We start from the raw sequence: 19,757 nt of genomic DNA, 5'->3' as shown, positions 1-19,757 counted from the left end.
ATTCAGGGCCGCTGCGCTTCCTCATGCCAAAGCAGGCGCAGCGCCCACAGCCCCAGCACCGGGCCCACGGCCAGCCAGGGCAGCAGCGCGCCCAGCGACACTGTTTCTGCCAGCGACACGAACAGCAGGATGCTGACGATGGAGATGGCGAATCCGATGCTGTTGGTGAGCGTGAGCACGCTGCCCACTGCTTGCGGTGGCGCGTTGCGCGCGGTGAGTGTGCTGAACTGCGGTGAGTCGCCTGAGACGGTGATGCCCCAGACCACCAGCCAGGCGTAGAACAGCGCATCGGGTGCGGCCATGAACAGCGGCGCTGCGAGGCAGCACGCCCCGCTCACCGCCAACTGGCTGCCCGCCACGCACGCGCTGCCCCAGCGCTGTGCCACCCAGCCGCCGCCTGCGCAGCCGATCACACCGGCACCGAGCACGACGAACGCCGTCCACGAAAGCGCGGTGCCTTGCAGTCGCGTGGCCAATATCAGCGGCACCATGACCCACATGGTGTAGAGCTCCCACATGTGGCCAAAGTAGCCGAACACCGAACTGCGCACGCGCGCATCCGTCCAGACCGTGCCCAGTGCGCGCCACTGCAGCGTGGTCACACGGGCCACGGCACCGGGCGGGTCACCGGTGCCGAAGTACAACAGCAGGCCACCCAGCGCGGCCAGTGCGGCCACGCCCAGCATCAGCGTGGGCCAGGGCAGGGCGTCGCCCATGGCGCGCAGCGCGTGTGCACTGGCCGAGCCCAGCACCAGTGCGCCAATCAGATAACCCAGTGCCGCACCCAGGCCCTTGCTGTACCACTGCGCGGCGATCTTCATGCCCACCGGGTAGATGCCGGCCAGAAAGAAGCCGGTGGCAAAGCGCCAGACCATGAGCGCGGTGAAGTCGCGCACCATCCACCACGCGCCCACGGTGCAGGCGGCGCCCGCCAGTGCGCACACCAGGAACACGCGGCGTGGTGCAAAACGATCGGCAATGGCCAGCAGGGCAAACACCAGCGTGCCCAGAATGAAGCCGAACTGCAAAGCCGATGTCAGCGTGCCCACCGCAGCGGTGGACCAGCCCAGCTCGCGCTGCAGGTCCGGCATCACCGCGTTGACGGCGAACCAGAGTGAAGTGCCCAGCAACTGGGCGAGCACCAGCACGGGGAGCACGTGGCGTGGGACCTGGGGTTGCGTCATGCCTCGAAGCTTAATGGTCTGGCGTGGGTGGCGGTGTCTCGGCGTTCATCTGCTGGTGGTTTTATGCGTTGCTTTCGCAGACCTCCCGCTGACGGGTGGCGTGGTCCGTGTTCTCCGGCCCACGCTCGCGGGGGACTGTTTGGGTTCGCCGTGGTTTTGGCGTCAACACCATGGCTGGTGCACGGGCTCTGTGGCAACCGCGAATGGGGCCTGCGCCCGCGAACCCCACCACCCGTCGAGAGAAGCACCAGCGAGTGCATAAAAAAATGCGCTGATGTGCCGGAGCCAGTGCAGGATGGGAGAAGAAGGGATGGTCCTGGGCCCACCAACCCGCCACTGGGGTCGATGGTGTGGGTGCCCGGGCGCAGGCCCCATTCGCGGTTGCCACAGAGAGCGCGCACCTCAAGCGCACTTGATGAAGCCACGTTGGCAAACCACAGTACACGTCCGCGAGCGTGGGCCGGAGAACGGGCACCCACACCGTCGGCCCTCGCGAACCGCAGACACACAACCTGCAACCTCCCTGCAACAGGAGGATGAAGAGGATCAGACCCCCCGCGCCCGATCCGCCTTGAACCGCGCGCGGAACGCGCCAAAAGTGCCAGCGTCCAGCGCCTCGCGCACCTCCCGCATCAGGTTCAGGTAGTAGTGCAGGTTGTGGATGGTGGCCAGCATGGGGCCAAGCATCTCACCACAGCGGTCCAGGTGGTGCAGGTAGGCGCGGCTGAAGCCGTCGCGCCCGCCGTCGGTCCAGCTCACGCTGCTGTTGCCCGCGCAGGCATGGCAGGTACAGGTGGGGTCCAGCGGCTGGTGGTCGGTCTTGTGGCGGGCGTTGCGGATCTTCAGGTCGCCGTAGCGGGTGAAAAGGGTGCCGTTGCGCGCATTGCGTGTGGGCATCACGCAGTCGAACATGTCTACGCCGTCGGCCACGCCTTGCACCAGGTCTTCCGGCGTGCCCACGCCCATCAGGTAGCGTGGTTTTTGCGCGGGCAGGCGGTGCGGCGTGTGGGCCATGATCTGCAGCATCTGCTCCTTGGGCTCGCCCACGCTCACGCCGCCGATGGCGTAGCCGGGGAAGTCCATTTCCACCAGCGCTTCCAGTGACTCCTGGCGCAGGTGCTCGAACATGCCGCCCTGCACGATGCCGAACAGCGCGTTGGGGTTCTCCAGCCGGGCAAACTCGTCCTTGGATCGCACGGCCCAGCGCCGGCTCATCTCCATGCTCTTGCGTGCCTCGGCCTCGGTGGTGAGGTGGCCGTTGGTTTCATAGGGTGTGCATTCGTCGAGCTGCATCACGATGTCGCTGTTCAGCCCGGTCTGGATCTGCATGCTGACCTCAGGTGACATGAAGAGCTTGTCGCCGTTGACCGGAGAAGCAAAGTGCACACCTTCTTCGGTGATCTTGCGCATGGCGCCCAGGCTCCAGACCTGGAAACCGCCCGAGTCGGTGAGGATGGGTTTGTGCCACTGCTCGAAGGCGTGCAAACCGCCGAAGCTCTTCATCACCTCCTGACCAGGTCGCATCCAGAGATGAAAGGTGTTGCCCAGGATGATCTGGGCGCCCATGTCGTGCAGCGACTGGGGCATGACCCCCTTGACGGTGCCGTAGGTGCCCACGGGCATGAAGATGGGAGTCTCGACCACGCCGTGGTTGAGGGTGAGGCGGCCTCGACGGGCATGGCCTTCGGTCTTGAGCAGGTCGAATTGGAGCATGGGACGGATTGTCTCAAAACGCCCTGAGCCCCAACACCTGGACTGGTGGCGATGGTTCCTCGGCTTCGTCGCTGTCAGGGCTGATGCCGCAGGCCCAGTGGTCTGCACATGGCAGGGTGGCGCTGGCATTGCAGGCGAATGAACTGGTGGCCGCACTTCGGGTAGCTCCTCCCGCGTAGTGATGTCCTTGTCACCCAGGGGTTGCCAGCGTGGAGTTTCTCACGCAAGGACGGATGAATGTCAGAGATGCGGACATTCTTGACCAGCAGCCGTTGTCCGAATGGTGGTGGGTGCTGGCTTTGCGGCATCATGCCCTTGGCAGAACCGCAGATACCCATGGGCATGAACATGGAGGTCCCGACCACCCCTTGGTTGAGTCTGAAACGACGTCGTCGTGCGTGGCCTTTGGTCTTGAGCAGTTCGAACCCGAGCATGGGGCGGATTGATGAAGCGTTTTGGGGTTCGAGACCACAGGGCCGGTGTGGACAAAGCGGGTTTTCTGCCGCATTTCCTTGGATCCAAGTTTTTTTGTTTCGGTAGAGTGAAGCGTTTCATCGCCGTGCAGCGTGTCCGCTGGGAGAGGTTTTATGGCTGAGTTCCTGACGAACGCTGAAGCATGGCGCAAAACCCAAGCGCTCCGCAGGTCGCCCCTCATCCGGGCGCTGGAGCCACGGATGATGTTCGACGCAGCCGCTGTCGAAACCGCTGTGGCGGTTCAGGCACAGGCGGAGCCGACAGCCGAGCCCGATGTGGTCGAAGCCGAAACCCCGGCGTCTGCGCCTGTCACAGCGCCGGCCGCATCCCACACAAACACCGCCCCGCCAGTCGACGAGGCAGACGCAGCGGACGATGCCGCGCCGATCGCAGAATCCAGCGATCAAGAATTCGATGCTTCCACGGCAGACAATGAGCAGACTGTGTCGGATGGCACAACCGATGACACGTCTGACCAGGAGAACGCAGAGACCACATCGGAACCATCACCTGAAGATGCCGACGAAGACACCTCAGAGATCCCCGAGACATTGACCTCGGCGGTACCGGGCCAGGAAGTTGTGTTCGTGGTGGACAACCTCCCGGATGTGGACACGCTGACTGGAGGCCTTCGCGAAGGGGTCGAGGTGGTGATGCTGGATGCCCACGGCGATGGTCTGGCACAGATGGCGGACTATCTGCAAGGGCGCACCGGTCTGAGCGCCATACATGTGATCAGCCACGGCGACGAGGGCAGGGTGTCGCTGGGTAGTACCTGGCTCGACGCTCAGGGCGTCGCTGAGCGCGAGGGCCTTCTGCAGCAGATCGGGCAGTCACTTACGGAAGAGGGCGACATCCTGCTGTACGGTTGCTACGTGGGCGCCAACGGACAAGGTGTCGACTTCATCGCTGCCCTGGCCGCGTCCACAGGCGCCGATGTCGCCGCTTCCACCGACAACACCGGCTCCGCAGCCATGGGCGGCAACTGGGTGCTGGAACACCAAGTGGGCAGCATTGAAGCCGCCGTCGCCTTGAACCCGGAAACGATGGCGACCTATGACGGGCTGCTCCCTCTGCCTTCGGCCACGCAGTCGTTCAGCGACACCTACTGGAACAACAACACCGGCGGCAACACCGTTGATGGCTTCTCACTCGTCGAGAGCACCGGGGCCACCCGCGCTTCTTCCAGCAATTCGATCTACTTCACCACTGCCGTCGTCAGCGACGCCCCCGGCCCTGAGGGAAACTATTACTACGAACTCACCTGGACCGCCGACGGCGTCGATCTGGGCACGTTCGACCTCGATGGCATGGTGATCCAGAGCTTTGGGGGCAACTACCGCCTGGATTTCAGCGCCAACTCGGGCGGTTCGCCAGTCAGTCAATCCTTTACCTACAACGGCGCCCAGGGTCCCTTGACTGTCGATCTGAATGCGGCGCTGTTCAACGACATCAGCGCCTTTACGGTGCGCGTGACCAATTTGAGCGGTGCTACCTCGGTCGCCAACATGGACTTGCAGCAGGTCATCCTGACCGACCTGAGGGAGCCCAACGATGCGCCGGTCCTGGGTGGTCTGAACGGCGACAGCGTGGCCTGGGCCGGCGTGGGCAACACCGTGGTGCTTGATGCCGGGGGCAATGCGGCGTTGAGCGATACCGAACTCGGTGCACTCAATGGCGGCAATGGCAACTGGGCGGGCGCCAGTCTGTCGGTTCAGCGCCCCGGCACGGCAGTGAGCACAGACACTTTCGGGTTCGATCTTTCGGGCTCACTTTTCACCGTCAGTGGAAGCAATCTGCAATCAGGCGGCCAGACCTTTGCCACCTTCACCAATACCGGTGGCGCGCTGAACGTCAGCTTCACCAGCAGTGGCACCACGGCGACGACAGCCCTGGTCAACGACGTTGCGCAGCGCATCACCTACCGAAATGACACCCCCGCAGGTGACGCCACGCTGCGCTTCACGCTGAGCGACGGATCGGCCAGCACGACCGCCAATGTGACGGTCACCAGCGACACCATTTACGTCACCAACACTACCGATACTTCCACTATCGATGTCACGAACGGTGTGAGCTTCAGTGAAGCGGTGGCCATTGCCGCGGCCGATGCCACGGGCAGCCAGACCATCGTGTTTGCGGGCTCGCTCGCCAGCACGGCGCTCACCATCAACAGCGTGAGCCTGAATGAGAGCCTGACCTTTGACATGGATGCCGCCAGCGGCATGAGCTTGACCGGTGGCACCATCACCCTCGGTGCTGCGACCACCCAGACATTCACCAACGGGTCAGGCGATACCGCCACGATTTCCGGAGTGATTGCAGGGAGCGGTGCATTCACCAAGGCAGGCACGGGGGTACTCAACTTTTCAGGAACCAATTCCTACTCGGGCGCGACCACGGTATCCGCCGGTACCCTCACGCTCAGCGGCGGCGATGCCATTTCCAGCAACAGCAGTGTCGCGGTCGCTGGTGGTGCCACGCTCGCGCTGTCCAACAACGAAACCATCGGCAACCTGTCCGGCGCGGGCGCCGTCACGCTGGGAAGCAATACGCTCACCAGCATCATCACGGCCGACACCACTTTCTCCGGCGGCATCAGTGGCACGGGTGGCCTGAGCGTCAGCCAGAGCGGGGCCGCCACCTTTGCGCTGACCCTGTCGGGGACCAACACCTACACCGGCAATACCACCGCCGTAAACTTCGGCTCGCTAAGACTGAATGGCGATGCCTCGGTCTCCAGCAGCAGCTATTTGCGCGCTAATGGCAACAGCGTGATCACACTGCTATCGGACCAAACGGTTGGCAGCCTGGGCAGCAACAGTGCCACTGCCACCATCAACCTTGGCAGCTTCACCCTCAGCGCTGGGGGCGACAACACGTCCACGACCGTGTCCGGTGTCGTTTCCGGCACCGGCAACCTGGTGAAGCAGGGCAGCGGCACCATGACGCTCACCGGCACCAACACGTATTCAGGCACCACCACGGTGTCGGCCGGCACGCTGTCGGTGGCCAGTGACAGCCACCTCGGCAGCAACACCGTGACGCTCGCGGCGGGCGCCACGCTGGAGATCACCGGCACCACCACCATCGACAACGCCATCGCGCTCAGCGGCAACGCCACGGTCAGCAATTCGGCGGATGCCACCTTGTCCGGCACCATCAGCGGTGCCAGCAACCTCACCAAGTCCGGCGCTTCCACGCTCACGCTTTCGGGTAGCAACACCTATTCAGGCACCACCACCGTCAGCGCAGGCACATTGAGTGTTGCCAGCGACGCCAACCTGGGCAGCGGCGCGGTGAATCTCGCTGGCGGCACCACGCTCGCCATCACGGGCGCCACAACCATCGACAACGCCATCGTTCTCAACGGCAACGCCACGGTCAGCAACTCGGCCAATGCCACCCTGTCCGGCATCATCAGCGGCGCCAGCAATCTGACCAAGGCGGGGGCAGCGACGCTCACCCTCTCCGGTACCAACACCTATTCGGGCACCACCACCGTCAGCGCAGGCACGCTGAGTGTCGCCAGCGACGCCAACCTGGGCAGCGGCGCGGTGAATCTCGCTGGCGGCACCACGCTCGCCATCACGGGCGCCACCACCATTGACAATGCCGTCGTCCTCAACGGCAACGCCACGGTCAGCAATTCGGCCAATGCCACCCTGTCCGGCGTCATCAGCGGCGCCAACAACCTGACCAAGGCGGGGGCAGCGACGCTCATCCTCTCCGGCAGCAACACCTACTCGGGCACCACCACCGTCAGCGCGGGCACCCTGAGTGTCTCCAGCGACGGCAACCTCGGTAGCGGCGCGCTGACCCTGGCCAGCGGCAGCACGCTGGCCGTGACCGGCGCCACCACCATCGACAACGCCGTCACCCTCAGTGGCGGCACCGTCACCGTCAACACTGCGGCCAATGCCACGCTGTCCGGCAACATCACCGGCGCGGGCGGGCTGAGCAAGACGGGCGCCGCAGCGCTCACGCTCAGTAGCACCGACAGCTACACCGGCGCCACCAGCATCGTGGCCGGCAGCCTGCTCGTCAATGGCGCCTTGTCCGCCACCTCGGGCACCACGGTGTCATCCGGCGCCACACTGGGCGGCAGCGGCAGCATCTCCAGCAATGTCACGGTCAACAACGGCGGCACGCTTTCCCCCGGCAACGGTGGGGCTGGCACCCTGACGGTCAACGGCAACCTCACCCTGGCCTCAGGCAGCACGCTGGCCGTGGAGATCAACGGCACGACCGCCGGCACCCAGTACGACCAGGTGATCGTCAACGGCACGGTCGATGCCAGCGGTGCCACCTTGTCCGCAACGCACGGCTACTCGGCGGGCAGCGGCGACAGCCACACCATCATCGTCAACGACGCGGCCGATGCCGTGACCGGCAGCTTCAGCGGTCTCGCCGAGGGCGCCACCGTCGCTGCCGGTGGCAATGGCACGGTGCTCACCGCCAGCTACATCGGCGGCACCGGCAACGACGTCACCCTGACCGCCCCGGTGAACCCGACGGTCACCTCGGTGTCCTCGATTTCGGGCGACAGCACCTACAGGGTTGGCGACACCGTCGTCATGGTGGTGAACTTCAGTGAGGCCGTGTTCCTGAGCACCGGCACCATTCAACTGATGCTGGAAACCGGCACGACCGACCGCGCAGCCACCTACCTTGCAGGCAGCGGCAGCTCCTCGCTGTACTTCAGCTACACGGTGCAGGAGGGCGACATCTCGTCCGACCTCGACTTCACCGGCACCACCGCGCTGGTGGCCAATGGCGACACCATCCAGGGCGGCAGCTTCATCGATGCGAACCTCACCCTGCCCACTCCTGGCACAGCCGGTTCCATCGCTGCAAGCCGTGACATCGTGATTGATGGTGTGCGCCCCACGGCCAGCATCGTCGTGGCCGACACCGCCCTGGCCGCCGGCGAAACCAGCACGGTGACGATCACCTTCAACGAAGCCGTCAGCGGCCTCGCCATCGGCGACTTCACGGTGGCCAATGGTGTGCTGAGCGGTCTTTCCAGCGGCGACGGCGGCATCACTTGGACGGCGATCCTGACGCCGACGGCCAGCATCACCGACACGACCAACCTGATCACGCTGGACAACACCGGGGTGGCCGATGCCGCAGGCAACACCGGCACCGGTACCACCAACTCCAACAACTACGCCATCGACACCTTGCGCCCCACGGCCAGCATCGTGGTGGCCGACACGGCACTCGCAGCCGGTGAAACCAGCACGGTGACGATCACCTTCAACGAAGCCGTCAGCGGCCTCGCCATTGGCGACTTCACGGTGGCCAACGGTGCCCTGAGCGGGCTTTCCAGCGGCGACGGCGGCATCACCTGGACGGCGACCCTGACGCCGACGGCCAGCATCACCGACACGACCAACCTGATCACGCTGGACAACACCGGGGTGGCCGATGCCGCAGGCAACACCGGCACGGGAACGACGGACTCCAACAACTACGCCATCGATACCCTGCGCCCCACGGCCAGCATCGTGGTGGCCGATACCGCGCTGGCCGCTGGCGAAACCAGCACGGTGACGATCACCTTCAACGAAGCCGTCAGCGGCCTCGCCATTGGCGACTTCACGGTGGCCAACGGCGCCCTCAGCAGCCTCAGCAGCGGTGACGGCGGCATCACCTGGACGGCGATCCTGACACCGACTGCGGGCGTCGAAGACACCAGCAACCTGATCACCCTGGACAACACCGGGGTGGCCGATGCAGCAGGCAACACCGGCACGGGCACCACCGACTCCAACAACTACGCCATCGACAGCCTGGTGCCGTCGGTCGCATCGGTCAGCGTGCCGGCCAACGGCACCTACGTGGCCGGGCAGAACCTTGATTTCACCGTCAACTTCAGCGGGGCGGTGACGGTCGACATCACCGGAGGCACCCCACACATCGCCGTCACGCTGGACACGGGTGGCACGGTGTACGCCGAATATGTTTCGGGTTCTGGCAGCACCGCCCTGGTGTTCCGCCTCACCGTTGGCAGCGGGCAACAGGATGGCAACGGCATCACCATCGGAAGCCACATCGAGCCCAACGGCGGCACATTGCTCGACACAGCGGGCAACACGGCACAAACCACACTCAATGGCATCGGTGCCACCACCGGCGTGTTGGTGGATTCGTTGGCACCTGCGGCCATCAGCTTCTCGCTGCAGGGCAACCCGGCCACAGACGCATCGACTGTGACCTTCGTGTTGCGACTGAGCGAGCCGGTGACCGGTCTGGACCTGGCCGACTTCCATCTCAGCGCCACAGGCAGTGCCACAGGCACGCTGACAGGTCTCCAGGTGCAGGATGCGCAGACCTACCTCATCACGGTGTCCGGCATTCGCGGGCAGGGCAGTCTGGGCGTGGTGCTCACGGCCTCCGGCAGCGGCGTGCAGGACACGGTGGGCAATGCCCTGGTGGCCGATGTCGCCTCGGCATCCCACGCCGTCGCCCCCGTGATGGAGTCATCCGCCCCTGCTCCGGCTCCTGCCCCCGCTCCTGCGCCGCCGCAGCCCGTTCCAGAGGCGCCGGTGCCCCCGCGCCCGACCACCGGCTCCGTGCCGCTGCCGCCGCCCATGACCCCCTTGCCGGAGGGCGGGGGCACCCCCCTGCCAGGTTTCACGCCGACCCCGATGATCGTGTCCGAGGCCCTCAACCCCTGGACCGGCGGTGGCAGTGGCAACGGAGTCGGCAGCCCCACGGGATCGGCCCTGGCAAGCCTGATGCCTGCCGGCATCTCAGGCGTGCTGGGCCCCATGAACCTTGACGGCATCTCGGGCACAGGCTGGGAGCGTGATGACCAACGCTGGTCGGTGCCGTTCCAGGCTTCTGAGCCTGCCGGTACCGCTGCCATGGGCATGCCATCGATGGGCGGGCAGGAGGCGGTGCTGCTGCGCCCTGGGCAGCCCGTCGAATACACGGTGCCGCTGGGTGCGCTGATGGGGGATGACCTGATGCGCCGATCCTCGATGCTGATCGAGGTCCGGCAGATGGATGGCCGCCCGCTGCCGTCGTGGCTTCGCTTTGACCCGGTGACCGGAAAGTTTTCCGGTGTGCCTCCAGCCGGCTTCAGTGGCACCTTGCGGCTGGAACTGAGTGTTCAGGACGGGCAAGGCGAGCGCAAGACCATGATGCTGGAGTTTGCGGTCCAGGGCGGTCGCGCGGATGAACGCGGCGATGTCGGGAACGATGCAGGCCAGCCAGCGACTTCCGTGCAGTGGCTGTCGTTGCAAGCGCAGTGGTCTGCCCATGGCAGGGGCGCCCTGGAATCACAGGCCCATGCGTTGGTGAATGCCCTTCAGACGCCTGTTTCAGCATCCTGAGCCTGGATGCCGAGACGCAGTCCATTTTGAATTTCACACACAAGGATCGATCCATGAGCGACAGGCGTTTTCTTTTGCGACCACTCGCAGCAGCGTGTTCACTGGTCGTGCTGGCCGGTTGTGCGACCAGCACAAGACCCATCTCCATGGAGGAGCGCCAGCAATCGCTGGTGGAACAGCGCTCGACGCTGGTACAGCATCAGGAGCCCCTGAGCGGGCCGGTCTCGCTGGAGGAGGCCCAGGCCCGGGCGCTGAAATACAACCTGGACTCCCGCGTCAAGCTGATGGAGGAGGCCTTGGCCATGCGCCAGTTTGACTTGTCGCGGGTCGATCTGCTGCCCAGGCTGACCCTGGCCGCCGGATACACCTCGCGCAACAACGACCTGGCGTCATCTTCGCAAGACTTCATCACGGGAGAGCAGTCGCTGGTGCCGTCGATCTCCTCGGAGCGCCAGCGCACCGTGGTCGATCTGGGTCTGTCGTGGAACGTGCTCGACTTCGGCGTGAGTTACTACCAGTCCCAGCAGAATGCAGACCGCCTGCTGGTGGCCCAGGAGCGGCGGCGAAAGACCGTGCACCAGGTGATGCAGCAGGTTCGGGAGGCCTACTGGCAGATGGCGGGCGCGCAGATGATGGAGCAGCGCCTGCAGGGCATCATCACGGATGCGCGCAAGGCGCTGGCCGATTCTCGCAAGATCCAGGCCGAGCGGCTGGTCTCGCCCATGGAGACATTGGGTTACCAGCGCCAACTGCTGGAAATCATTCGCCAGCTGGAGTCGGTCAACGACGAGCTGTCCCAGGCCCGGCCCAGGCTGGCCTCGCTGATGAACATGGAGCCCGGCGTGGATTTCGAGGTGGTGGTGCCGCAGGACAGGCCGATCCAGCCGCTGGCCATGACGGTGGAACAGGTGGAAGAGGCCGCGCTGCTGAACCGCCCTGAGCTGATGGAGGCGCGCTACAACGAACGCATCGGTGTGCTGGAGACGCGCAAGGCCATGGCCCGCCTGCTGCCAGGCATCGAGTTTTCGGTGGGTGCTCACCACGACAGCAACGACTTCCTGGTGAACAAGAGCTGGCGTGACGCGGGCCTGCGGGTGAGCTGGAATCTGCTGAACGTGCTCAACGCGCCAGCCATCAAAGGGGCCGCCAAGGCGCAGGAAGCGCTGTCGCGCCACCAGCACATGGCGCTGTCCATGGCCGTGCTCACCCAGAGCCATGTCGCCTACCGCAACTACCGCGGCCTGCTGGGCCAGCACGAACTGGCGCAGGAACTCAACCAGGTGGAGCGGCAGATCCTGCAGCAGACCCGCAACGCCACCCGCTCCGACATGCAGGGCCGTCTCCAGGAAGTTCGGGTGGCGGCCAGCGCGCTGGTGGCTGAACTGCGGGACCACCACAGCTATGCGTCGTTGCAAGGGGCCTATGGCCAGTTGCTGGCCACGATCGGCTGGGACCCCCTGCCTGCTGAGGTTGCCAGCCACGACCTCGCCGGCCTGAGGCAGAGCCTGCATGAAACCGATGCCAGCTGGGCCCGGCGCCTGGGAGGCGGATCCTGATGTTCGAAGCGGTTGTTCGTCTGCGCTTTGTCGCCGGTGTTCTGGGGGCTTGCTGCCTGTTGATCCAGGCACCGTCTGTGTGGGCGCAGTCTGCGGCCGGAACCGATCAGGACGGTCGCATCCGGGTGCAGCTGACGGCGCTGAATGAACTGGTGGTCTCCAGCGAGGTGGCGGCTCGAATCGAGCGCGTCACCGTGCGCGATGGCGACGCCTTTCGTTCAGGGGCGCTCCTGGTTTCCTTTGACTGCCGCACACTTCAGGCACAGCTTGAAAAATCCATGGCCACCCGAGACGGCGCCCGGCATCACCTGGAGACTGTCCAGCGCCTGGCGGAACTGGACTCGGTGGGCAAGCTGGAGGCCGACCAAGCCCGGGCCAAGGCACGGGAAACGGCGGCCGATGTCAGCATGGTCCAGAGCACCCTGGGCAAGTGCCGGATATTCGCGCCGTTTGCCGGGCGCGTGGTTCAGCGCATGGCGTCGGACCATCAGTTTGTCAACGCCGGGACGCCATTGCTGTCTCTGGTGGACACCCGGGCCATCGAGGTGCGCCTGATTGTCCCGTCCCGCTGGTTGGCCTGGCTCAAGGTCGACTCACCTTTTCAGGTTCGGCTGGATGACCTGGAGAAGACGGTCGACGCGAAGGTGAAACGCATCGGTGCTCGCGTCGATCCCATCAGCCAGTCGGTTGAACTGGTGGCGGTGGTCACAGGCTCGACCGCAGGACTGCTGCCCGGCATGAGTGGCTGGGCCACGTTTCCCGGCGTGCGGTGAGCGGCGCGCCGGATGCCAGCCGCGTGCTGGCAGAAGTTCTTCAACTGGTTCGCCGTGCCGCAGGCGCATCGAACCTGGAAACGCTTGGCTTTGTCATGGCCAACGAGAGCCGGCAGGTGCTGACGTATCAGCTGTCGATCGTCTGGCGCCAGACGGGCGTGTTCACCGACGCAGCGAGGCTTTCTGCTGTCTCTGGCCAGCCCAGACCCGATGCCAATGCGCCGTTCTCCCACTGGGTGTCCGGTCTGTGCCGCCGCTTGAGTGAACAGACCACACCAGCCACACAGGCTGCTCAGGCATCGACACAGCCCAGGCTGGTGGTGGCGCAGGATCACCCCGATCTGCTGGCGGACTGGGCGCAGTGGCTGCCGCCGCATGTGCTGTGGATGCCCTTGCTGGCCGGTGATGGGGAGCAGCTTGGTGGGTGGCTGCTGGCACGCGCCGACCCATGGCAACCCCATGAGCTGGCCGTGGTGCAGGAGCTTGGGACCCACTATGGCCTGGCGATGGCCAACAAGCTGCAGAGTCGCCGCGTGAAGACAGAAGGCCCGAGGCGTTGGTGGCAGCACTACCGGCGGTGGGTCTGGGGCGCTGTTCTGGTGCTCATGTTCATCCCGATCCGCCAGAGCGTGATCATTCCGGCCGAGGTTCTGCCAGACGATCCATTTTTCGTGCGGGCGCCGATGGATGGCGTGATTGACCGGCTGCTCGTCAGACCCAACCAGACCGTGGAGGCCGGCGCAGCCCTGTTGACGCTGGACGAATCCGCCCTGAGGGCGCGCCATGAGGTGGCACGCAAGGTGCTGGACGCCGCGCGAGAAGAGTTCCGGCAGTCGGCCCAGATCGCGGTCACCGATGACCGAGGGCGCCTGGAGATGGCACTTCGGCGGGGCGTGCTGGAAGAGAAGTCCATTGAACTGGACTACCTCACTGAACAGCTCGGTCGTGTTCAGATCCGTGCACCGCGTGCGGGTGTGGTGGTGTTTTCAGACGCCGATCAGTGGCTGGGGCGCGCCGTGGTGCAGGGTGAGCGCATCCTGTTGCTGGCCGATCCAGCCAAGGTGGAACTGGTCGTGCGCCTTCCGGTGGGCGAGCGATTCGACGTGGCCGAAGGCACGGGGGTCACGCTGTACCCGAATGCCAGCCCTTTGTCGTCCTATGACGCCAAGGTCAAGCAGGTCGCCTACAGCGCGGAACTGGACCGGGAAGGGTTGTGGACCTACCGCATACAAGCCGAGTTCGATCCGGACCAACCGGTCCCGCGCATTGGCACGACCGGTTCCGCACGCATTCGTGGCAACTGGGTGCCCTTGTCTTTCTTCGCATTGAGGCGCCCGCTGACGGTGTTGCGCCAGACGCTGGGCATCTGACCCATGGCGCCGAACGCGACCGAAAGCTTGCCGCCCCTGAGGCAGGACCTGCAGCTTCACGCAGGACCGACAGATGCCGGTGGCGCGCCCTCGTGGGTGCTGCACGATCCGGTCGTCCACCGCTTCTATGAGATCAGCTGGCCTGCCTTTGAAATACTCTCCCGCTGGGCCATGCGCGAGCCGGACGCGGTGGTGACGGACGTCTGCGCGCGAACCACCCTGCACATCGGCAGGGAGGACATTGAAGAACTCCGGGCCTTCCTGGAACAGAACTTTCTCCTTGACCAGCATGGCCCTGGGCACACCGCACGGCTGCAGCGGGCAGGCGCCATGCAACGCACGGGCAAGCTGCAATGGTTGCTCAAGCACTACCTCTTTTTCAGGGTGCCACTGTTTCGGCCGACTGCCTTGCTGGCCTGGTTGTCACCCAAGATGACATGGTGCTTCCACCCCGTGTTCTGGAAGCTGCTGGTCTTTCTGGCCCTGGCGGCCCTCGTGGGCGTGTCGTTCCAATGGGATGCCTTTGTGGGCACCTTCGTTGGATACGCGGGCTGGACCTCCGCGCTGGGCATCCTGGTTTCGCTGGGCGTGGCAAAGATCGCTCACGAACTGGGTCATGCGCTCGCTGCCCATCGACATGGCTGCCGGGTGCCGCAGATGGGCGTGGCCTTCATGATCATGATGCCGGTGCTCTATACCGACACCACCGATGCCTGGAAGCTGCCGTCTCGAAAGGCGCGGATGCAAATCGCCGCCGCCGGCGTGGCGACCGAGCTGATGCTCGCTGTGGTGGCCACATGGGCATGGATGTGGCTGCCGGATGGGCCTGTGCGTGCGGGTGCGTTCATGCTGGCGACCACGACGTGGGTGCTGACGCTCGCGGTCAATCTGAGCCCCTTCATGAGGTTTGACGGCTACTACCTGCTGTCTGACGCGGTTGGCATCGCCAACCTCCACGAACGTGCCTTTGCCCTGGGACGCTGGAAGCTGCGGCGGGTGTTGCTGGGATGGTGCGATCCAGCGCCAGAGGATCTGGGCCGGCGGACGACAGGGTTCCTCATCGGGTTCGCCTACCTGACCTGGATCTATCGGTTGGTGCTGTTCCTGGGTATTGCCTTTCTGGTCTATCACCTGTTCTTCAAGGCCCTGGGCCTGGTGCTGCTGGCCGTGGAGCTGGGCTGGTTTGTGTGGCGGCCCATCAGCCAGGAGCTCAAGCAATGGTGGCAAGGACGATCAGGCCATCGCTGGACGCGTTCTTCGATGCTCAGCACTGCAGGCCTGCTGTTGGCCCTGCTGGCACTGTGCGTGCCCTGGCCAGGGGGCGTTCGTGCCCCGGCCGTTCTGGGCGCCGACCAGTCCCAGTGGCTGTATGCGCCGATGGCGGCCCAGATCAAGTCGCTGGACACGGGGTATGGCCAGTCCGTGAGCCAGGGGCAGACCGTGGTGGCCCTGACGTCTGCGGATCTTGACCAGCGCCTGGCCGCTGCCAGCGTACGGGAGCAGTCCATGCAATGGAAGCTGGCTCAGCAGCCGTTGAACGCCGATTTGCGCGGACTGGGGCCTGCACTGCGCGAGCAGTGGGCGGCGGCCAAGGCCGAACTGTCGGGCCAGTTGGCACTGCGAGACCAGCTGGAGGTCAGGGCCGGCATCAGCGGGCGCGTGATGAAGGTGTCCCCGGGCCTTCAGCCCGGGGTGTGGGTGCGTCGCGGCGAGCCGTTGGTGCAGGTGGTGGCAGACGGCGCCGCCAGGATCGACGCCTACGTCGTCAATGAAGACATGCCTCGGATCCAGCTGGGGGACGCGGCGCGCTTCGTGCCTGAAGATTGGCGCCTGCCCGCAGTGAACTGTCAGGTGGCTTCCCTGGATCGCGTGGCACTGTCGCATCTGGAGCACGCGTTTCTTGGCAGCCCGCATGGCGGTTCTTTGCCAGCCAGCGTGGACGCACAAGGCCTGACCGTGCCATTGCATGCCGTGTTCCGGGTCCGCCTGGACCGCTGCGATGGCGAGGCCACCCCTGCCTTGCAGGAAAAACTCGGCGTTGTTGCCATTGGAGCCACCGGCCGCGGTGTGGTGGGGGGCTGGTTCAGGAAGGCCGTTGAGCTGTGGAACCGGGAGTCCGGACTCTGAGTGACCGCGCAGGTGCCGATCCAGTCCCCCAGGTGGGGAATGTGCTTCGGTCGTCGTGGAGAGGCTTACTGCGCCGGCGTTTGCGCTGCGGGCGCTTCGACGATGCGGTCGCTGTCGATGGGCAGCGGATCGGAACTGTCCCAGCCCCAGGCCAGCAGCACGGCGAGGGTCACGGACAGGACGAGGGCGAGGCCGAGGCGGGTGCAGATTTCAATCACGGTGCGGTCAAGTGGGGTGCGTCTTCAAAAAAGGCTGCCCGCGATTCTCGCTGCAACAGGGCGCGATTCCGGAATGAGGGGACAGGAAGTTGTTACCAACTGACATACGGCGCTCACTCGGCTGCCTTCCCTGCTGCGCTCATGGGGGCGATGCTGCCTCTACGGCCGGGAAGTCCGCCTCGCTGCCGAAATGCCGCGCCACCAGCGCCCGCAGCCACTGGTGCCCGGGGTCGCGGTGCAGGTGGGCGTGCCAGAGCTGGGCGATGGTGCTGGTGGGCAAGGGCAGTGCGAGCGGGCGGGTGAGCAGCTGGAACGGGCCGGTGACGCGTTGCGCAAAGCGTTCGGGCACGGTGGCCAGCAGGTTGGTGCTGCCCAGCACGTGGCCGAGCGCCGCATAGTGCGACACGGTCAGTTGCACCTGGCGCGTCACGCCCAACTGGTCCAGCGCACGGTCCACCCGGCCATGGCCGGTGCCGGCGGCGATCACCCGCACATGGCCCGCTTGTCGGTACTGCGCAGCAGAGATCTGTTTGCGCCTGGCCAGCGGATGGCCCTGGCGCATCAGCGCCAGGTAGGGTTGACGAAACAGCGCCTGCTGGAAGAAGCCTGCCTGCAACTGGGGCAGTGAACCCAGCGCCAGGTCCACCCGACCCTGGGCCATGTCCTCGCGCAAGGCCGGGTCGGCCACCGACACGCAGCGCAAGGTCACACCCGGCGAATGCCGTGCCAGTGCGTCCATCAGCACCGGCAGGAAGTAGGTTTCGCCCACGTCGCTCATGGCCACCGTGAAGCAGCGGGTGCTGGTGGGCGGGTCGAACGAGGCGCGCACGTTGAGTGCGTCGCGCAAGGTGTCCAGCGCCTGAGAGAGCGGAGCGGCGAGTTGCTGTGCGTACGGCGTGGGCTCCATGCCGCCCGGGGTGCGCAGGAACAGTTCGTCGCCCAGCAGGGCGCGCAGGCGGCGCAGCGCGTTGCTCACGGCAGGCTGGCTCAGGCCCAGCGTCTGGGCCACGCGCGACACGCGCCGTTCGCGCAGCAGGTGGTGAAACACCACCAGCAGGTTGAGATCCATGTCGGCCAGGTTCATGCATCCATTATTTCACCGGTGAATAGGGCGTATCACCAAAATTCTCTTGTCTGATGTTGATGGGCTTGCCATCATCACCAGCGACCCCGCGAAAACAGGAGACAGCCATGAGCCCCCCCGCCCCGCAGCCCGGCCCGGACACCTTGTCCTGGGAACTGGGCGGCACCAGTCGCATTCCCTTTGCCGTCTACACCGACGAGCAGCGCCACCAGCGCGAGCTGGAACGTTTCTTCTACAAGGGCCACTGGTGCTACGTGGGTCTGGAAGCGGAGATTCCGAACACCGGCGACTTCAAGCGCACGGCCATCGGCGAGCGCTCGGTCATCATGACCCGCGCCGAAGACGGTGCGGTGCACGTGGTGGAAAACGTCTGTGCCCACCGCGGCATGCGCTTCTGCCGCGAACGCCACGGCAACAAAAAAGAGTTTGTCTGCCCCTACCACCAGTGGAGCTACGCCACCAACGGTGACCTGCAGGGCGTGCCGTTCCGGCGCGGCGTGCGGCAAGACGGCAAGGTCAACGGTGGCATGCCGGCCGACTTCAACCCCAAGGAGCATTCGCTGACCAAGCTGAAGGTGGCCGTGCGCGGCGGCGTGGTGTTCGCCAGCTTCGACCATGAGGTCGAGTCGCTCGAAGACTTCATGGGGCCGGCCATCCTTCGCTATTTCGACCGCCTGTTCAACGGCCGCAAGCTCAGCATCCTGGGCTACAACCGCCAGCGCATCCCGGGCAACTGGAAGCTCATGCAGGAAAACATCAAGGACCCCTACCACCCGGGCCTGCTGCATACATGGTTCGTTACCTTCGGCCTCTGGCGCGCCGACAACAAGAGCCAGTTGCTGATGGACGAGCACCACCGCCACGCGGCCATGATCTCCACCCGCGGCAGCGCGGGCCAAGCAGCACAGGTCACCCAGGTGTCCAGCTTCAAGGAAAGCATGCAGCTGGAAGACCCGCGCTTCCTGGACATCGTGCCGGAAGCCTGGTGGCGCATGGGCGAGGAAATGCCCACGGCGGTGATGATGACGCTGTTCCCCAGCGTGATCTTCCAGCAGCAGGTCAACAGCGTGTCCACCCGCCACATCCAGCCCGATGGCACCGGCGCCTTTGAGTTTGTCTGGACCCACTTCGGTTTTGAAGACGACAGCGAAGAGATGACCCAGCGCCGCTTGCGGCAGGCCAACTTGTTTGGCCCTGCCGGTTTCGTGAGCGCCGACGATGGCGAAGTGATCGAGTTCTCGCAGGAAGCCTTCAAGAGCAAGCCGCAGCACCGCACGCTGGCCGAACTGGGCGGGCGCGAGGTGAGCGACACCGACCACATGGTGACCGAGACGCTGATCCGTGGCATGTACGAATACTGGCGCAAGGTGATGGAGGCAGACGTCGATCCGGTACCGTCACCAGCGGAGGCCGCATCATGAGCCAGGCCGTACCCACCGTGGACTTCGCCACCTTCCAGGCGCTGCACACCTTGTACGCAGACTACGCGAGTGCGGTGGACAGCGGCCAGTGGGACCTGTGGCCCGGCTTCTTCACCACCGACTGCATCTACAAGCTGCAACCGCGCGAAAACCACGAGCGCGGCTTCCCGCTGGCCACCCTGGCCTTCGACAGCCAGGCCATGCTGCGCGACCGCGTCTACGGCATCAAGGAAACCCTGTTCCACGATCCCTACTACCAGCGCCACGTGGTGGGCGCGCCGGTGGTGCGCAAGATCGACACCGAGGGCCGGCTGCATTGCGAGGCGAACTACGCTGTGTTCCGCACCAAGCTGGATGGGCCCAGCACGGTGTTCAATGTCGGGCGTTACCTTGACATCGTTGTCAGCACCCCTCAGGGCTTCAGGTTCGCTCAACGCCTCTGCATCTACGACAGCGAAATGATCCCCAACTCCATCATTTACCCCATCTGA

General features: G+C 65.1%; 11 protein-coding genes. 7 read left to right on the top strand and 4 right to left on the bottom strand.

The window, feature by feature from the left end:
• Positions 1-2 precede the first annotated feature (2 nt).
• Entirely contained in the window at positions 3-1,184 is a 1,182-nt protein-coding gene (locus J2W49_RS23765) for an MFS transporter (protein ID WP_310321914.1), read from the bottom strand.
• Between the two features lie 546 nt (positions 1,185-1,730).
• On the bottom strand, positions 1,731-2,897 hold the full coding sequence (gene tgt, locus J2W49_RS23760) for a tRNA guanosine(34) transglycosylase Tgt (RefSeq protein ID WP_310321913.1): 1,167 nt from the start codon (positions 2,895-2,897) through the stop codon (positions 1,731-1,733).
• 674 nt (positions 2,898-3,571) lie between these two features.
• Between tgt and J2W49_RS23755 the strand changes: the two genes are divergently transcribed.
• From J2W49_RS23755 to J2W49_RS23735, 5 genes are read left to right on the top strand one after another with little or no spacing between them, the layout of a single operon-like run.
• Complete coding sequence (locus J2W49_RS23755; RefSeq protein ID WP_310321911.1) at positions 3,572-10,717, top strand: Ig-like domain-containing protein; 7,146 nt, start codon at positions 3,572-3,574, stop codon at positions 10,715-10,717.
• 53 nt (positions 10,718-10,770) lie between these two features.
• Entirely contained in the window at positions 10,771-12,273 is a 1,503-nt protein-coding gene (locus J2W49_RS23750; protein WP_310321909.1) for a TolC family protein, read from the top strand.
• Positions 12,273-13,046 (top strand): efflux RND transporter periplasmic adaptor subunit, encoded by a 774-nt coding sequence (locus tag J2W49_RS23745; RefSeq protein ID WP_310321907.1) that lies wholly within the window; start codon positions 12,273-12,275, stop codon positions 13,044-13,046. The genes J2W49_RS23750 and J2W49_RS23745 overlap by 1 nt, the downstream gene beginning before the upstream one ends.
• A 23-nt stretch (positions 13,047-13,069) precedes the next feature.
• A complete protein-coding gene (locus tag J2W49_RS23740; RefSeq protein ID WP_310321906.1) occupies positions 13,070-14,416 on the top strand; it encodes an efflux RND transporter periplasmic adaptor subunit in 1,347 nt (448 codons plus the stop codon).
• 3 nt (positions 14,417-14,419) lie between these two features.
• Positions 14,420-16,543, top strand: a complete 2,124-nt coding sequence (locus J2W49_RS23735) for a site-2 protease family protein (RefSeq protein ID WP_310321904.1) — start codon at positions 14,420-14,422, stop codon at positions 16,541-16,543.
• Between the two features lie 65 nt (positions 16,544-16,608).
• On the opposite strand, the gene J2W49_RS23730 is transcribed toward J2W49_RS23735, so the two are convergent.
• Together J2W49_RS23730 and J2W49_RS23725 are read right to left on the bottom strand one after the other, a co-directional pair.
• Positions 16,609-16,761, bottom strand: a complete 153-nt coding sequence (locus tag J2W49_RS23730; RefSeq protein WP_310321903.1) for a hypothetical protein — start codon at positions 16,759-16,761, stop codon at positions 16,609-16,611.
• Between the two features lie 139 nt (positions 16,762-16,900).
• The gene (locus J2W49_RS23725; RefSeq protein ID WP_310321902.1) at positions 16,901-17,845 is read right to left on the bottom strand and encodes a LysR family transcriptional regulator; all 945 of its coding nucleotides are present in this window, start codon (positions 17,843-17,845) and stop codon (positions 16,901-16,903) included.
• A gap of 107 nt (positions 17,846-17,952) precedes the next feature.
• Here J2W49_RS23725 and J2W49_RS23720 point away from each other — a divergent pair, with 107 nt between their 5' ends.
• Both J2W49_RS23720 and J2W49_RS23715 read left to right on the top strand, forming a co-directional pair.
• Positions 17,953-19,266 (top strand): aromatic ring-hydroxylating dioxygenase subunit alpha, encoded by a 1,314-nt coding sequence (locus J2W49_RS23720; protein ID WP_310321901.1) that lies wholly within the window; start codon positions 17,953-17,955, stop codon positions 19,264-19,266.
• A complete protein-coding gene (locus tag J2W49_RS23715) occupies positions 19,263-19,757 on the top strand; it encodes an aromatic-ring-hydroxylating dioxygenase subunit beta (RefSeq protein WP_310321900.1) in 495 nt (164 codons plus the stop codon). The genes J2W49_RS23720 and J2W49_RS23715 overlap by 4 nt, the downstream gene beginning before the upstream one ends.

The sequence above is a fragment of the Hydrogenophaga palleronii genome, from assembly GCF_031457455.1.
Classification (GTDB): Bacteria; Pseudomonadota; Gammaproteobacteria; order Burkholderiales; family Burkholderiaceae_C; genus Hydrogenophaga; species Hydrogenophaga palleronii_A.
Note: the sequence above shows the minus strand (reverse complement) of the source record. Positions and strands in the feature narration are given on the sequence as shown.

What these genes read in the sequence shown, in the direction of transcription:
- J2W49_RS23750 (WP_310321909.1), top strand. Translation starts at nt 10,771, where the DNA reads ATGAGCGACAGGCGTTTTCTTTTGCGACCACTCGCAGCAGCGTGTTCA.
- J2W49_RS23755 (WP_310321911.1), top strand. Translation starts at nt 3,572, where the DNA reads ATGATGTTCGACGCAGCCGCTGTCGAAACCGCTGTGGCGGTTCAGGCA.
- J2W49_RS23745 (WP_310321907.1), top strand. Translation starts at nt 12,273, where the DNA reads ATGTTCGAAGCGGTTGTTCGTCTGCGCTTTGTCGCCGGTGTTCTGGGG.
- J2W49_RS23765 (WP_310321914.1), bottom strand. Translation starts at nt 1,184, where the DNA reads ATGACGCAACCCCAGGTCCCACGCCACGTGCTCCCCGTGCTGGTGCTC.
- J2W49_RS23735 (WP_310321904.1), top strand. Translation starts at nt 14,420, where the DNA reads ATGGCGCCGAACGCGACCGAAAGCTTGCCGCCCCTGAGGCAGGACCTG.
- J2W49_RS23725 (WP_310321902.1), bottom strand. Translation starts at nt 17,845, where the DNA reads ATGAACCTGGCCGACATGGATCTCAACCTGCTGGTGGTGTTTCACCAC.
- tgt (WP_310321913.1), bottom strand. Translation starts at nt 2,897, where the DNA reads ATGCTCCAATTCGACCTGCTCAAGACCGAAGGCCATGCCCGTCGAGGC.
- J2W49_RS23715 (WP_310321900.1), top strand. Translation starts at nt 19,263, where the DNA reads ATGAGCCAGGCCGTACCCACCGTGGACTTCGCCACCTTCCAGGCGCTG.
- J2W49_RS23720 (WP_310321901.1), top strand. Translation starts at nt 17,953, where the DNA reads ATGAGCCCCCCCGCCCCGCAGCCCGGCCCGGACACCTTGTCCTGGGAA.